Origin of the sequence: Mucilaginibacter lacusdianchii, assembly GCF_009770985.1 — a bacterium.
Lineage (GTDB): Bacteria > Bacteroidota > Bacteroidia > Sphingobacteriales > Sphingobacteriaceae > Mucilaginibacter > Mucilaginibacter lacusdianchii.
This window is the reverse complement of the sequence record NZ_WSRW01000002.1, coordinates 1,094,584-1,109,989: the sequence shown is the minus strand read 5'-3', so window position 1 is coordinate 1,109,989 and position 15,406 is coordinate 1,094,584. Positions and strand designations below refer to the sequence as shown.

Genomic DNA, 15,406 nt, shown 5'->3' with positions numbered 1-15,406 from the left:
TCAAATATTCGGCTTGTACAGCTCAATGTAATAGGCAAATTCAATTTTTTAAATTAAGAATCGGTGCATCCCGAAGAGTTAAAACTCGGAGGCTATTACTGAAATATTTATGCTCAAAGCCGCATGATCGGTAGGTAAAAGTCGTCCTGTATCTTGTAGCTAATTACAGTTTAACCTACGCCGCAAGCAAAGCTGTCTAAAGTTTAAGCACAGTTGTGCCAGCATGAATTATCAGAAACTATAACCGTTTCGGAAACAGACACAAATAAAAACTTATTACTTTAGCCGGCCTATTTAAATCCTTTTTGCTTAGTCAGAACGATATGAAATTTATTACACTCACCGTCATTATCAATGTTTTATTTTTTTTAACCACCATAAAAGCACAGGAACGCTCACAAACAAGCCTTTCAGCATTCGTTGATCCGTTTATTGGAACGCAAGGTAATGGCAATACGTTTCCGGGGGCAACGTATCCTTTCGGAATGGTAAAGTTAGGTCCTGATTGTGACGACTTGGGTACAAACATGGGATACAAAGAAAGCGGTAAGATAAGAGGCTTTAGTCACCTGCACGTTAGTGGAACCGGAGGTGGGCCCAAATATGGAAACATATTAGTTTATCCTTTTAACGGCGATATCAGGATTAATGGATATGGTTCGGATCGGGGAAAGGAAACCGCAACGGCCGGCTATTTTTCTGCCGAATTGAAAGAGCCGAATATTTTGGCAGAACTAACCGCTACACCTAAAACCGGTATTCACCGCTATACTTTCAATAAAGCCGGGCAAAGTGGGATGTTAATAGATGCCGGAAGTATACTGGGAAAGAATGCATGTTGCCATGAGGAGCAAAAATTATTAGGATCAGAAATTGAAATACGTTCAAATACAGAAATAACCGGATACAATCGCGTTAGTGGAGGATGGAATATTGGAGCGCCGTTTACGGTTTACTTTTATGCGCAGTTTAACACACCTGCCGAATCTTTTGGCACCTGGAAATCCGGCACAAAACATCCCGGTAATAAGATGGAATATGATTCGGGCGAACCTGTAGGCGCATGGTTTTCATTCAATAAAAATGCCCCTCAGCAGGTAGAAGTGCGTGTGGGTATTTCATTTATAAGTATTGGAAAGGCAAAAGAAAACTTTCAGAAAGAAGCCGCCGGTTTAACTTTTGAACAGGCAGTAGCAAAAGCTAAAGCGGAATGGGATAGCTATTTAGGCCGGATGGAAATAGCAACTAATGATAAAACCGAAAAAGTAAAGTTTTATACGGCTTTATATCATACCTTGATGCAGCCAACAGATAAAACCGGCGAAAACGCTTTATGGAAAAGTGACGCGCCTTATTTTGACGACTTTTATTGTATTTGGGATACCTACCGTACCAGCCATCCATTAATTACCCTTATTGCCCCCGAAAAGGAGTCGCAGATTGTAAACTCTTTGATTGATACCTACAAAAACGAAGGTTACTTGCCTGATGGCAGATCGGGTAACAGCAACGGTCGTACGCAAGGCGGAAGCAATGCAGATATGGTGTTGGCCGAAGCTGTTTTAAAAGACTTGAAAGGAATCAACTATGCGGATGCTTTTGAAGCTATGCTGAAAGATGCAGAAGTGCCTCCGGGTAGTGACGAGCGTAAAGAAGGAAGAGGAGGTTTGAAAGATTACAACACGTTAGGTTATGTGTCTACTGATTATGAACGTGCCGGTACCCGTACGGTTGAATACGCCGCCAACGACTGGGCGATAGCGCAAGTTGCACTTAAGTTGGGCAAAAAAGACGATTATAACAAATACGCTAAAAGAGCAGGCAACTGGGAGAATTTATGGAAACCAGTTGTATCCGACGGGGCAAAAGGGTTTATTATGCCTCGAAAGGCAGATGGAACATGGGATGAAACCTTTCACAATCGCACATGGCAATATTATCTTGATTTTTCACCCAGTCAAATAGGCATCATCCCCTACAAGCAACTGTCTGGTAAATATCTAGACAACAAGGATTTTACCGTGCTCTCTGCTGGAAACTGGTCTGATTTCTTTTATGAAAGTCATTCGTGGGAATATTCATTTTACGTACCCCATGACATGAGCCGACTGATTGAAAAGTCTGGAGGAAGAAGAGCGTTTGTTAATCGACTGGATACTTTCTTCTTGAGAAATTATTACAATATTGCTAATGAACCCGGATTCCTGACGCCTCACTTATACATTTATGCCGGACAACATCATAAAACAGTATCCCTAATAAATAAATTATTAAAAAAGTATTACACAGATAAAGCCGATGGCCTTCCCGGGAATGATGATTCCGGAGCCATGTCGTCTTGGTATGTGTTCAATAAAGCCGGAATTTTCCCTAACGCAGGTCAGGATGTTTATCTAATCACAGCTCCCGGTTTTAAAAAAGTTACTATTCACCTTGATAGCAAAACAAAACTAGATATAGTTGCAGAGAATCTTTCTCCGCAGGCAACTTTCATCAAATCCGCCGAATTGAATGGTAAACGCTGGAATAAGGCTTGGTTTAAACATGCTGACATCAAGAGAGGAGGTGTGTTGAAGTTGGTGATGAGCAACAACCCTTCTGACTGGAGTACAAAAGAACTTCCGCCTTCTCGTTCTGATGATAAGCAAGATTAAATAGATCAATTTGAATTGGTATCTGATGTGGGCGATGATCCAGAATGTCTCAATCGGTATCCCTGTTGAAATGTATAATTTAGTAGTTACGCATTTCCCATGAATTATTCGTTCCTGTTTCTATTAACAATGGGAGGCGTCCTTTACAGTATTATAAAGTAAATGCCGGAATCGATATTTGTATGGTGCATACACTAAATTTAGAACTATAAGCAAGCGATTGATATAGCTGGCCGAAAAATATTTTTATTTTTCTTGTGACCTTTTTGCGATTTCCTGATATACCATAGTAAATCAACCATGACCGACGAAGCCTTGATGATATGTATCAAAAATGACGACCTAAGCAAGGTGGCATTATTATACGAGCGTTACAAACAAAGGCTACTGCAATATTTTGCTTATCGATCATTCAGCGACCGGGACGTGAGCAAAGACTTGGTACAGCAGGTTTTTTTAAGAGTGATTGAGTATCGCAAATCATTTAAGGACGAGGGTAACTTCAAAGTCTGGCTTTATGCTATTGCGGCTAATGTAAACAGGCAGGAAATTAAATACCAGATGCAACGAAAGGATTCTTTATTTGCTTACTCTGAAGAGTATAGCTACGTGATGGAGAACGATGATTATAAAATAGTACATCAAATCTTGAAAAAATTACCCGAACAATACGGTGAGGTGCTGATGATGAGCAAGTTTTGGAGAATGAAATATGAGGAGATTGCTGCTTTAAAAGAATGCTCGGTAGGGGTGATTAAAACGCGGGTATACCGGGCTATGCAGTTACTAAAAGAAGCGTATTTTAAACTGACCTAATGATGACGGCAAGTGAAATAGAAAATCTGGCAACCGATTACCTCACCGGCAATCTGTCTGAAGAGGAAAAGGTAACCTTTGAGCAACTGCTGGAGCAGGATGAGCGCATAAGACAGAAAGTAAACGATCTGCGGTTGGTATGGAATGCTCTGGACATGACCCCTAAAAAGCAAATTATTGAGGTTATGGATGATAACTTTTATGCCATGCTCAATAAGCAAACCCATACACTACAGCCAGATAACATCATTTACCGGATACAACCTGTACTGTATTGGTGGGCTTCAGTTGCTGCGGTGATAGTTTTTGTAATCGCTTTTTGTTTAGGCAAGTATAATAGCGATTACCAGCAGATAGTTAAGTATAAAATCCTTCAAGTTGTAAAACAGGGCCCTGTTCAAACCAGATATGTAAAAGTTTATGTGGCGCAAAATGCGGAAAAGAAAAAAGCAGGTTTAGGCAGCTATCAATCGCCAGTTGTGACACAAAATCAATCACCGCTTATGGCGCAACTGCAATCACCTTATTCTTCAACGCGCATTTCGGCTGTGTTGGCTGTAAAAGAGGGGAAGTTGAGCGAAGCAGACTTAAAGGCATTAGGTTCGGCTTTGAAAAATGATCCTGACCCTAATGTTCAGCTGGCCATAGTGCAGACTTTGCAGCCAAAAGCAAGCTCAACCGGCGTACAACGCTTGCTGATCAACGCGCTACCATTTGTGCAGGGTACAGTACAGTCTTCTATGATTGATATCCTCTTCGCCAACAAATCAAAAGAAGCTATACCGCAAATGCTTGCGCTTTTACACAATGACAGCACCGCTTATCATACACAAGGCCAAATTAAGCAAGGCATTGAAGAATTTTTAAACTAAACAAATCATGAAACTAATTACCTGGTTTATCCTGCTTCCGTTAATAATATACCGCGCATACGGACAAAATACACAGCAGACAGTAAGGATTCAACTACCTAAATTGGATAAAGTTGTTCTGTATTCAGATGCGCCGTTCATTGTGTCGGAAGGGTATGACGGAAACGATATCTTGGTAAGCCCTCAACAGTCTTTAGCAGATACATTATTGAAATACCCTTTACTGGCAGACAATAGCAGCAGCGGGGATAGTTCAATTAAGTATCAAAGTCAGCTTAGAACTGGTGTTAACGGTTTTCTATTTAACGAGATTCGTATCAATACGAATTGCCGGTCAATTAAAATCCAAGTTCCTAACCATATGCCGCTGCTTGCTTTCGAATTTAAAACAACATTACCCGACGGATTAATTCAGGTAAGAAATTATGCAGGGCCTGTTCAGATAGCTGCTTATTTCTGTCGTTTGGAAGTTGAAAGATTAACCGGACCTTTCTGGATATCTAACGATTATGGTAAAGTAAGTCTTAAATATATCTCATGGAGCAATACTGCGAAATGGTCGTTGTACGATCATCCTTATATGGTTCGCTCAGCTTCTTCCAATATCGAACTATCTGTGCCTGATAGCTTAAAAGCTTACTTCTCTTTATCAAATGGTAAGGGCAGGGTATATTCAAAACTGCGTTTCGGGCCGGGCCTGCTTTTGAACGACGGGGGGATAGGAATTTCAGTTACAAGCACTACAGGAAACATCTATTTGAATCAGGAAAAGAATTAATCCTAAAATCATGAAAACACTTCGTATTGTACTGCTGCTGGCCTGCGTTTGTCTTGAAACTTTTGTGGTAAACGCTTCTTCCCCAATCCGGGTCTCTTTAAAAGGCAAAGAACAGAAGTTGTTAAAAATCATCATCCTTCAGGATGCATCCGTTGATGTAAGAGGATATAAAGGAAGCGATTTGACGATAACAGGAAAAGTGGATACTGTTGTTAAACTGCCAGATGGTTATACAGACATTTCTGCCCTGGCCGTGCCGGTAAATAAAACAGAGTCAACTGAATTTAGCCCGAGAAGCCGCGAAACAAACGAATTTATAGAACTGATTTTACAGCCTACAAACGACAATCATATCACGATACAAGTGCCTGAAAAAACACATTTCTCGTTGCAGTTCGTCTCCCACCTCCCTCAATCCGTATTATCCCTTACAAGCCTGACAGGTGAGCTTATGATATCAGCTAACGTTCCTTCGGTTGTCATCAGCGATATAACTGGTCCCGTATCACTAAATACAATGGGCATAAACCTTAAGCAAACAATCACGGTCAGACATGTTCAGTGGCGCAATGCCCAAGAAGGCAAGCCTCTTTTTTTTATCGGCGCATTTAACGCGGATGTTGTTTTTTACGTTCCGCGAAAATTAAAAGCATCCCTTAACTTAAACGCACCGCATAATCGGATATATTCAAACCTGCCCCCTGATCAATTTACACGGTCAAATACAGGAAAGGGCAGTGTTATGTTAGCGGCAGATCGGGGTGGCGCTCAGGTTTTCATTACAACCGAGTATGGTAATATTTTGCTGAAAGAAGAAATCTAAGCCTTGTTTTGCAATCATGTAAACTATCACGATTAAACTAATTATTGTAATAAGCTCAATTGCCTTATCATTGAAGTAAAGATTACAATCCATGGTTTAAGCAGATGTGCAAATGCTTAATCGAATTTTTATTTTTATTAAGATGTCAGCCCACTGAATACTTCATAAAAAGATTGGCTTACTGGATGCTGGAATATGCTATTTTGTAGTGCTTTACAAATTAACTACTTGAAAATGAATGAAACCTTGTCACGTTTCTGTTCAAGTGTGCGTCTTCGGTAAAAGATGCTTATTCACTAGATTGTTAGCAATGAAAAAAATCTACCTGTTTGTCTTTCTTTTCCTGTTTGTTTTGAATGCATTTGCACAGTACAAAGTACGTTTAGCTGAAAATGCTACTGTTGGCGTTAGCCCGAATGTAGAAACATATTTTTTTGCAGAAAAGTTAGCCGTTGAACATATAAGTAATTATGTTTTCGACATAAAAGGTACCGATTACTCACATCAGCCCATCGTGTACTATGGTTTCAAACACTTTAAACGTTTTGAAAATGATCCAATCATTATAAGAACAGCTGAAATACTCAAACAAATTAGAGATACGCTTTACGATAATGGGCCGATACTGACTCATTTATTAAATCAAAATGCGTTCCCGGCAAAAGGACAACGATTTATTAATGAAGGGAGTACATCTGACAAGCCTGTAGCTACGGATAAGCTGACTATGTTATTAACTGAGTTAACAGACAGCTTAATACAGTTTTACGTTAAGGCGGATGTCGGTAGCTTCTTGAATGAAAATAGTTCCTTCTATAAAGGTGCTCTTGCAGAAATTGCTAAAGATATTGACAAAGCTGCTTACCCGGCCATTGAAGAATGGTATGGCAAAAAGTTTCCTCGATATGAACTATACATATCACCTGCCATGCCCATAACTCCGGGCGAGGATAGTTATAGAGGCTTTGGCCCGAATATTTCATCGCCGCACGGTCAAATTCCCTCCATGGTAATTAGTTCCAGCAAAATGTTGAAGCTTCAAGGTAGTTTGCCTTTGTACCGGCAATACGGCTTTGACAATTCCAGTGTAACGCAATTTATTACGATTCATGAAATTTCCCATTCTTTTGTTAATCCATTGCTTGAAAAGTATGCACAGCAAATTAGAGCGGATTCCGGTTTATTTGTAAAAGAACTGAGTGATACACTGGCACCCTTGGGCATCAGAGACTGGTATGTATGCGTAACTGAGCATCTGGTTAGGCTGGGTGAGATACGAATAGCCATGTCTTTAAACAACACCAAAGAAGCAGATCGTTTGCGAAAACTCCACATCGGCGAATATCATTGCGTGTTGCTTCCCTTGTTAGAAAAACAAGTAGCCCGGTATGAAGTCAACAGGACTATGTATCCTACTTTTGAAAGTTTTCTTCCGGAACTGATAAAATTCCTTCACAGCTTGACGCCGCAAATTGTAAAAGATCAGGTATTAAAATATCATAAGTATACAAGCGCTTTTCAACAGTGATTGTTGCTTAAAACATAGGTTTTAAGAACACCTATTTAACGTTATGCTTCCACCAACGCCAATACCTTTTTGATTTATATGCAAAAAAACGAGTATAACCTCAAATCAACTTAAGGCTATACTCGTCGTTACGTTATGCTTCTGCCTGTTTTTTATAGTTGTTAAGAATGGCCTGCCAGCCGCCTTGCTGCATTTCGCGGGGATGGGTACTTTCAGGATCAAAAGTTTCAACAACTTTGGTGGTATTGCCTGTTGCTTCAAAGAGCACGTTTACTTTTCTTCCATCGCCAAGTATGTATTCAAGCAAACGGTTGGGTTCTACTTTGGTATAAGTGCCTTCAAAATCAAAGCTGAAGCTCCCGTCTTTGGCGGCCATGGTGGTTTTTATTTTACCCCCAACCCGCAAATCATTTTCGGCATGGGGGCATGCCAGTCGTCTGAGGCAAACGCCCATTGTTTAATATGCTCAGGCTCGTTAAATACTTTCCACGCTTTTTCTAACGCAACATTTACAGTGGTTTCAACAACGATAGGTGTTAGGTCGGGTGTTTCCATATTAATTTTAATTTATTGGGATTGATGTTTCAAAGTTAGCAGACAGGAGAAATGTTGAGTAGGGGCAAATGCGACTATTAAAAGGCTGTATTGACACAAATCTGGTTAAACATAAATATAGCACTATTTGCGTAGCGTTATTTATCGTTTCATCTAAGTCGTTAATAATTTCCATTGGATATTTCATCTTGTTTCCTTGCTTGGAGTGGGGTTTTATAAAATTTGTTATCAAGTAGCGAGTAGTAATATGATAAAAACTAAACTCATTCAAGAAATATAAAATCCGTTTGCTAAACCGGTTTATTATTTACTATCTTTCGCTCCGTAATTATAACCTGATGAGATTTTTTTATGTACTGCTGCTATGCCTTTGTGGTTTAGGTCCGGTTAAACATGCATGTGCTCAAAGTGCAATTTCTAAACCCCTGCAAAGGCAATGGAATTCGCAATGGATTGCTGCACCTGGCGACAACGGAAACAGTTACGGTGTTTTCTACTTCCGCAAAAACATTGATTTGGTCGCCAAACCTTCAGTTTTTATGGTTCATGTTTCGGCCGATAACCGGTACAAACTATATATCAATGGTACACTGGTATCATTAGGACCTGCACGGGGCGATACTTATTATTGGAACTACGAAACGGTTGATCTTGCCCCATACCTTTCTGCCGGAAAAAACACCATAGCTGCGCTTGTTTGGAATGAGGCCGAATATCGTCCGGAAGCACAAATAAGCTTTCGTACTGGATTTATTTTGCAAGGCGGTTCAGAAAAAGAAGAAATCTTAAATACCAATACTACCTGGAAATGTATACGCGACGAAGGTCATCAACCCGTTCCTGGGTATTTCTTTGCTGCTACCAAAGGCGAAATGGTAAACATGAATCAGACTATTAAAGGTGATTGGACTGCTAATGGTTATGACGATAGTAAATGGCCCAAAGCTACCACACTGCTCGACGGGAGGCTTAAGGGAACAGCTTGGGGGATTGACTGGGCGCTGGTGCCTTCAACATTGCCAGCTAGAGAAATGACGTATCAGCGTCTTCTTAAATTGCGTAGTGCGGTTGGTATAGATGTGCCGTCTGCTTTTCCTGCACAAAAAGCATCAGTCATTATCCCGGCTCACACTATGGCTACCATATTGCTCGATCAAACTTTTGAAACGAATGCTTATGTTACACTAAACTTTAGCGGGGGTAAAAATGCCGGTATATCCCTTGGCTACGCCGAATCGCTTTACAAGAAAGGAAGCAAAGGCGTTATAAAAGGTAACCGGAACGATGTTGAGGATAAAGAGTTTGTTGGACGAATAGACAGCCTGATTGGGGACGGAAGTAAAGGACAATCCTTCACCACATTAAATTTTCGAACTTATCGTTACCTGAAATTGATTGTGCAAACTAAAAATGATCCGCTGGTTATTGACGACCTGTATGGCACTTTTACCGGTTATCCTTTTAAACGCACGGCGGTGATTAACACTGATAATACCGAAATAAAGCAAATGCTGGATATTGGCTGGCGCACCGCAAGGCTTAATGCCTGGGAAACGTATACCGATTGCCCATATTACGAGCAGTTGCAATACATCGGCGATACACGCATACAAGCCATGGTATCTTATTACAATACCAGCGACGACCTGCTGGCACGAAATGCCATCACCCAAATAGATCATTCGCGCCTGGCCGAAGGTATTACTAAAAGTTGCTATCCTACCAAGGGTACCCAAATTATATCACCGTTTTCTTTATGGTACATTGGTATGGTGCACGACTACTGGATGTATCGGGGCGATAATAATTTTATTATAGATAAGCTGCATGGCATAAGAGGCGTGCTGGACTTTTTCAGCAAGTATCAGCAGGCAGACGGTTCATTAAAAGATACCCCGTACTGGGCGTTTGTAGACTGGTCTGGCAATATGGCCGGCGATGTAAAAGGCAAAGACGGCAGTGCAGCAATTTATGATCTGCAACTGCTATGGGCCTACCAGTGGGCGGCAGCAATGGAAGCCAGCGTTGGTTTGCAGGAGTATGCCAGTTTGTATAGAGCAAAAGCCGCACAGCTAAAGGCTACCATACAGCGTAAATACTGGGATGCAGCTAAAAAATTGTATGCCGATACAAAAGAAAAAACAGGCTATTCACAGCATGCTAATTCGTTGGCCATACTTACGGGTATGGTAAGCGCTGCTGATATGCCGGCTGTGGCCAAAAGCTTGCTGAATGATAAAAACTTAACGCAATGCTCGGTTTATTTTAAATACTACCTGAATCAGGCATTGGTTAAAGCCGGCTTGGGTAACGATTACATGAACTGGCTGGACATTTATCGTGAAAATATAGCCATGGGATTAACAACCTGGGCCGAATATTCTGACGTCAATACTTCCCGGTCTGATTGCCACGCCTGGGGTGCAAGTCCTAATATCGAATTTTTCAGAACTGTGTTGGGGATAGATAGTTATGCCCCAGGCTTTAGCAAAATTAGGATAGAACCTCACTTAGGTAAAATAAAAGCAATCAGCGGCGAAATGCCTCATCCAAAAGGTAAGGTTGCTGTTAATTACGCATTAAATAACAGCAATTGGAACATCAATATCCACCTGCCGGAAAAAACTACGGGCATATTTGTATGGAAAGCAAAGCAATATGTGCTGCATGCAGGCGAGAATGCGTTAAGTTTATAAATAGTGGTTTACTTATAAGGGTTTCATAGTGCTTTAATTGTATAAATAGATATGTTTAAAGCCGGATTAAATAAAGCAATATATATTTTGCTAAACCGGTTTAATTTTTATTTTTGCAATATAAACCTGAGTGTCTTCTGTACTCCTTAAATTTAATTTAGCGTAATATGCGGTGCCAGCTGAATCTGTTTTATGTGATTTTGTTTTTTGTTTTGCTGGGTAATGTGGTATGCGCACAAAAAAATGATCTGGTACATTATGTAAACACCCTGCAGGGAACTAACTCCGATTTTGCATTATCCCGCGGTAATACTTATCCGTTGGTGGCGTTGCCTTTTGGGATGAACAGCTGGGCTCCGCAAACCGGTGTTAACGGCGAGGGGTGGAAGTACCAGTACGCTAAAGATTCTATTCGTGGTTTTCAGCAAAGCCATCAATGCAGCCCTTGGGTTAATGATTATGCGGTATTTTCGCTCATGCCGGTTTCCGGGCAGCTAAAGATTAAAGAAAAGGAGCGTGCTGCAAAGTTTAGTCACCATAATGAAATAGCCAAACCGCATTATTACCAAGTGCGCTTTGAAAATCAAATCAATGCCGAAATGTCTCCCACCGAGCGTGGCGCACATTTTCGTTTTACCTATCCAAAACAAAAAAACAGTTACTTATTAGTGGATGGCTATACGCAGCTAAGCCATGTAGAAATTCATCCCGATAAGCGCACGGTTACGGGCTTTGTAACCAATTGCCGTTGGGCGCCCAAAGGCTTTAAAAACTTCTTTGTACTAACTTTTGACCAGCCGCTTACCGGTTATGGTACTTGGCGGAACAAAGGTGAAAAGATTACCGCCTCTGCCCAACAAGAAACCGGCGATAATATTGGTGCATACCTGCAGTTTAAGCCGGGTGTAGGTGTTCAGGTAAAAGTAGCATCCTCATACATCAGCGAAGAGCAAGCGGCGCTTACATTGAATCAGGAATTGGGCCGCTTTTATCGGCTAGAAGATACTAAACAAGCAGCAGCCAAGGTATGGAACAATTTGTTTTCGCGCGTTTTGGTAGACGGCGGCTCAGCAGAACAAAAAGCAACGTTTTATTCCTGCCTGTTTCGTGCAAATTTATTTTCGCACCAGTTTTTTGAATACAACAAGCAAGGTAAACCTTATTACTACAGCCCGTACGATGGTAAGGTGCACGATGGGTATATGTATACCGACAATGGGTTTTGGGACACCTTCCGCGCGCAATTTCCACTCAATACCCTATTGCATCCCAAAATGGAAGGTCGCTATATGCAGGCCTTGCTGGATGCACAGCAGCAATGCGGCTGGTTGCCGGCTTGGTCGTTCCCGGCCGAAACGGGGGGAATGCTGGGTAACCATGCAATATCCTTATTGACTGATGCCTGGGTGAAAGGAATCCGCACCTTTGATCCTGCACAGGCACTGGCGGCCTACTACCACGAAGCCACCAACAAAGGGCCGTGGGGTGGTGCCAACGGGCGTGCCGGGTGGAAAAGCTATTACCAGATGGGTTATGTGCCTTACCCCGAGTCGCAGGGCTCTACTGCACAAACTTTGGAATATGCTTATGATGATTTTTGTGGCTACCAATTAGCAAAACAAACCAATCAGCCATTTTATCAAGAAGCATTTGCACGGCAGATGTATAACTATAAAAATGTTTACGACCCAACCACCGGGTTTATGCGCGGCCGTGGCGCCGACGGAAACTGGGTTGCCGATTTTGATCCGCTGGCTTGGGGCGGCCCATACACCGAAGGCAATGCCTGGCACTGGCAATGGTCGGTGTTTCATGATGTGCAGGGCCTGATTGGGCTAATGGGCGGAGAAGAAAGATTTGTTACTAAGTTAGATTCTGTTTTTTCTCAGCCACCAACCATTCGGGTAGGGGAATATCATCAGGTAATTCACGAAATGAAAGAAATGGAAATAGCCGGTATGGGCCAGTATGCACATGGTAATCAGCCTATCCAGCACATGATTTATCTGTACAACTATGCCCGCCAGCCCTGGAAAGCGCAGTGGCATGTGCGCGAGGTATTGAAAAAATTATATAACGCAACGGAGAATGGTTTTCCCGGAGATGAAGATCAAGGCCAAATGTCGTCTTGGTACGTACTAAGCGCGCTCGGTATTTACAGCGTTTGCCCTGGTACAGATCAGTACGTAATAGGTAGCCCTATATTTCCAAAAGTTACGCTGACAATGGAAAATGGGAAAAAGTTTGTGATTGAAGCCATCGGTAACAGCGATCAAAACGTTTATATCCAGTCGGCGAGTTTAAACGGCAAACCTTATAATCATAACTGGCTTACCCATGCTGATATCACAAATGGTGGAAAGCTGCAGCTTATTATGGGCGATAAGCCCGCCATGCAACGCGGTACAGCCGATGAGGATAAACCTTTTTCGCTAACCTCTGCCAATAAGCATTAATCTTAAATCATTTATTAAGCACGAATTATTATATGCATCAACCTTCAACCAAACGTATTATCTGTGTCATAGCGGCAATGCTGCTTACAGGGGCAGTTTATGCGCAAAAGACGTCTGCGCCGGTAAACTACGCTGCTAAAGTAAATACGTTAATTGGAACCAAAGGCAAAGGCGCCAATGCTAATGAAGCTTACCTTGAAGCGGGTTATACCTTTCCCGGCGCTATGTTCCCGTTTGGTATGGTACAGTTTACACCTACTTTTTTTGCAGCTAACAAGGGCTTTGTGGTTAACCAGCTCAGTGGAGCAGGTTGCGAACACATGGGCAACTTCCCTACGCTTCCGCTTACCGGCCGCTTGGGCGCATCACCCAATGATATGACAGGTATGCAGCCTGGATACAAGATTGAGAATGCATCAGCAGGTAATTACAAAGTGAACTTGAAAAGCGGCATACGTTGTGAGCTTAGCGTAACCAAAAGAACCGGTATGGCACGCTACACCTATCCGGCAACTGAAAATGCGGCAACGGTAATTATAGGCTCTGGCGTCAACGGTACTCAAATTACCAATGCGCACATTCAATTTACCGACTCTGCCTCTTGCGAAGGTTATGCCGATGGTGGTTCATTTTGTGGCATTCGTACCAATTACAAAGTGTACTTTGTAGCAAAATTTAATCATAAACCGGTTGCTAAAGGTACATGGTCTGGCCAGCAACTAAATGATGGTGCTACGGGTGTCGATGGGCCGAATTCAGGGGCTTTTTTCACCTTTGATGTCAGCAAACAAAAAATGCTGGTTTACAAATTTGCTATTTCATATGTTTCTTTAGCCAATGCTAAAGCTAACCTAAAGGCCGAGAATCCGGATTGGAACTTTGATGGTGTGAGACAGCAGGCGGTGGCTGCCTGGAATAAATACCTCGGCAAAATAGAAGCATCAGGTGCTGGTAAGGATCAAACCACTCAATTTTATACGCATTTATACCATGCACTGGCCCATCCCAATATTTCTAACGATGTTAATGGCGATTATATAGGTGCCGATAGTGTGGTGCACCAAGCCAAAGGTTATGATAATTATACGTCATTTAGCAACTGGGATACTTACCGTACACAAATACCTCTCATGAGCTTGCTGGCACCAAAAGAAACCGGGGATGTCATCACGTCTACCGTTCGTTTTGCCGAGCAGTCGGGCGGCGGGTTACCCCGCTGGGTAATTGCCAATATTGAAACCGGCATTATGCAGGGTGATCCTACCAGCATCGTTATTGCCAATGCTTACGCATTTGGCGTTCGGAACTTTGATGCTAAGGCCGCCCTGAATGTTATGCGTAGAGGTGCAGATGTGCCGGGCACCCGCTCTCAAAAAGAATTTACGCGGCCTTATTTGGAGCAGTATCTAAAAAAAGGTTATGCACCTGCATCCATGAGTTTGGAATATAATTCAGCCGATTTTGCGATCGGACAAATGGGTTTGCAAGTCACCGGAAACAAAACATTGTACACGCCATATTTGAAAAGAGCTCAATATTGGAAAAATCTTTACAACCCCGAAAGGAGATGGCTGCAATCGCGGCAGGCCGATGGCAGCTGGAAAAAGTATGATGAAGATTGGCGCGAAGCGAGCTATAAAAATTATTTTTGGATGGTGCCTTTTAACCTGAAGGGATTGATTGATACCATTGGCGGCCAACAGGCGGCAGAGCGTCGATTGGATGATTTCTTTTCAAAGCTAAACGCCAGTTATAACCAGGAATGGTACGCCGCCGGTAACGAGCCGGACTTCCAGGTGCCATGGACGTACAACTGGGCCGGAGCACCTTACAAAACGCAAGCGGTCATCAGGCGCATTATAGCAGAGCAATATACTAATCGCGATAACGGATTGCCCGGAAATGACGATTTGGGTGCTATGGGCGCTTGGTATGTTTTTGCCAATATTGGGTTGTATCCCATGATTCCGGGTGTAGGTGGCTTCTCGGTAAACAGCCCTTCATTTACAACTATCAAAATTCATTTGCCGGCCAATCGTTTGCTAACCATTACCGGCGGATCAGTTCATCAGCCTTATATCAATAGTCTTTCTTTCAACGGTAAAGTGCTGAACACAACATGGCTGCCCTATAGTTTGCTTAAGCAAGGCGGCGTACTTAAATTTCAACTATCATCAAAACCTAATAAAACCTGGGGTACTTTAACCAATCCTCCATCATTTAATTAA

The 15,406-nt window shown here is 42.2% G+C and carries 11 protein-coding genes; 9 read left to right on the top strand and 2 right to left on the bottom strand.

The genetic code is table 11. The features are described 5' to 3' along the window. The first annotated feature begins 323 nt into the window (after positions 1–323). The 6 genes from GPM24_RS11575 to GPM24_RS11550 all read left to right on the top strand — a co-directional run bounded on the left by GPM24_RS11575 (position 324) and on the right by GPM24_RS11550 (position 7,471). Positions 324–2,654 (top strand): GH92 family glycosyl hydrolase, encoded by a 2,331-nt coding sequence (locus GPM24_RS11575; protein WP_158826909.1) that lies wholly within the window; start codon positions 324–326, stop codon positions 2,652–2,654. Between the two features lie 300 nt (positions 2,655–2,954). After that, positions 2,955–3,470, top strand: a complete 516-nt coding sequence (locus GPM24_RS11570; protein ID WP_158826908.1) for an RNA polymerase sigma factor — start codon at positions 2,955–2,957, stop codon at positions 3,468–3,470. Further along, positions 3,470–4,342 carry a HEAT repeat domain-containing protein gene (locus tag GPM24_RS11565; protein ID WP_158826907.1) on the top strand — a complete coding sequence of 291 codons (873 nt, stop codon included), beginning with the start codon at positions 3,470–3,472 and terminating at the stop codon, positions 4,340–4,342. Before GPM24_RS11570 ends, GPM24_RS11565 begins: the two co-directional genes overlap by 1 nt. A 7-nt stretch (positions 4,343–4,349) precedes the next feature. Continuing rightward, positions 4,350–5,120, top strand: a complete 771-nt coding sequence (locus tag GPM24_RS11560; protein ID WP_158826906.1) for a DUF4097 family beta strand repeat-containing protein — start codon at positions 4,350–4,352, stop codon at positions 5,118–5,120. A 10-nt stretch (positions 5,121–5,130) separates the two neighbouring features. Beyond that, a complete protein-coding gene (locus GPM24_RS11555; RefSeq protein WP_158826905.1) occupies positions 5,131–5,943 on the top strand; it encodes a hypothetical protein in 813 nt (270 codons plus the stop codon). Between the two features lie 310 nt (positions 5,944–6,253). Then, entirely contained in the window at positions 6,254–7,471 is a 1,218-nt protein-coding gene (locus GPM24_RS11550) for a DUF4932 domain-containing protein (RefSeq protein ID WP_158826904.1), read from the top strand. 133 nt (positions 7,472–7,604) lie between these two features. Here the strand turns inward: GPM24_RS11550 and GPM24_RS22210 are convergent, their stop codons facing one another. Together GPM24_RS22210 and GPM24_RS22205 are read right to left on the bottom strand one after the other, a co-directional pair. Beyond that, positions 7,605–7,847: an SRPBCC domain-containing protein gene (locus tag GPM24_RS22210; RefSeq protein ID WP_233268810.1), complete on the bottom strand. Its 243-nt coding sequence runs from the start codon at positions 7,845–7,847 to the stop codon at positions 7,605–7,607. 8 nt (positions 7,848–7,855) lie between these two features. Continuing rightward, entirely contained in the window at positions 7,856–8,026 is a 171-nt protein-coding gene (locus tag GPM24_RS22205; protein ID WP_233268808.1) for an SRPBCC family protein, read from the bottom strand. A gap of 338 nt (positions 8,027–8,364) precedes the next feature. Here GPM24_RS22205 and GPM24_RS11540 point away from each other — a divergent pair, with 338 nt between their 5' ends. The 3 genes from GPM24_RS11540 to GPM24_RS11530 all read left to right on the top strand — a co-directional run bounded on the left by GPM24_RS11540 (position 8,365) and on the right by GPM24_RS11530 (position 15,406). Beyond that, positions 8,365–10,722, top strand: a complete 2,358-nt coding sequence (locus GPM24_RS11540) for an alpha-L-rhamnosidase-related protein (RefSeq protein ID WP_158826903.1) — start codon at positions 8,365–8,367, stop codon at positions 10,720–10,722. Between the two features lie 194 nt (positions 10,723–10,916). Continuing rightward, positions 10,917–13,178 carry a GH92 family glycosyl hydrolase gene (locus GPM24_RS11535; RefSeq protein WP_233268806.1) on the top strand — a complete coding sequence of 754 codons (2,262 nt, stop codon included), beginning with the start codon at positions 10,917–10,919 and terminating at the stop codon, positions 13,176–13,178. 32 nt (positions 13,179–13,210) lie between these two features. Next, entirely contained in the window at positions 13,211–15,406 is a 2,196-nt protein-coding gene (locus GPM24_RS11530; RefSeq protein WP_158826901.1) for a GH92 family glycosyl hydrolase, read from the top strand.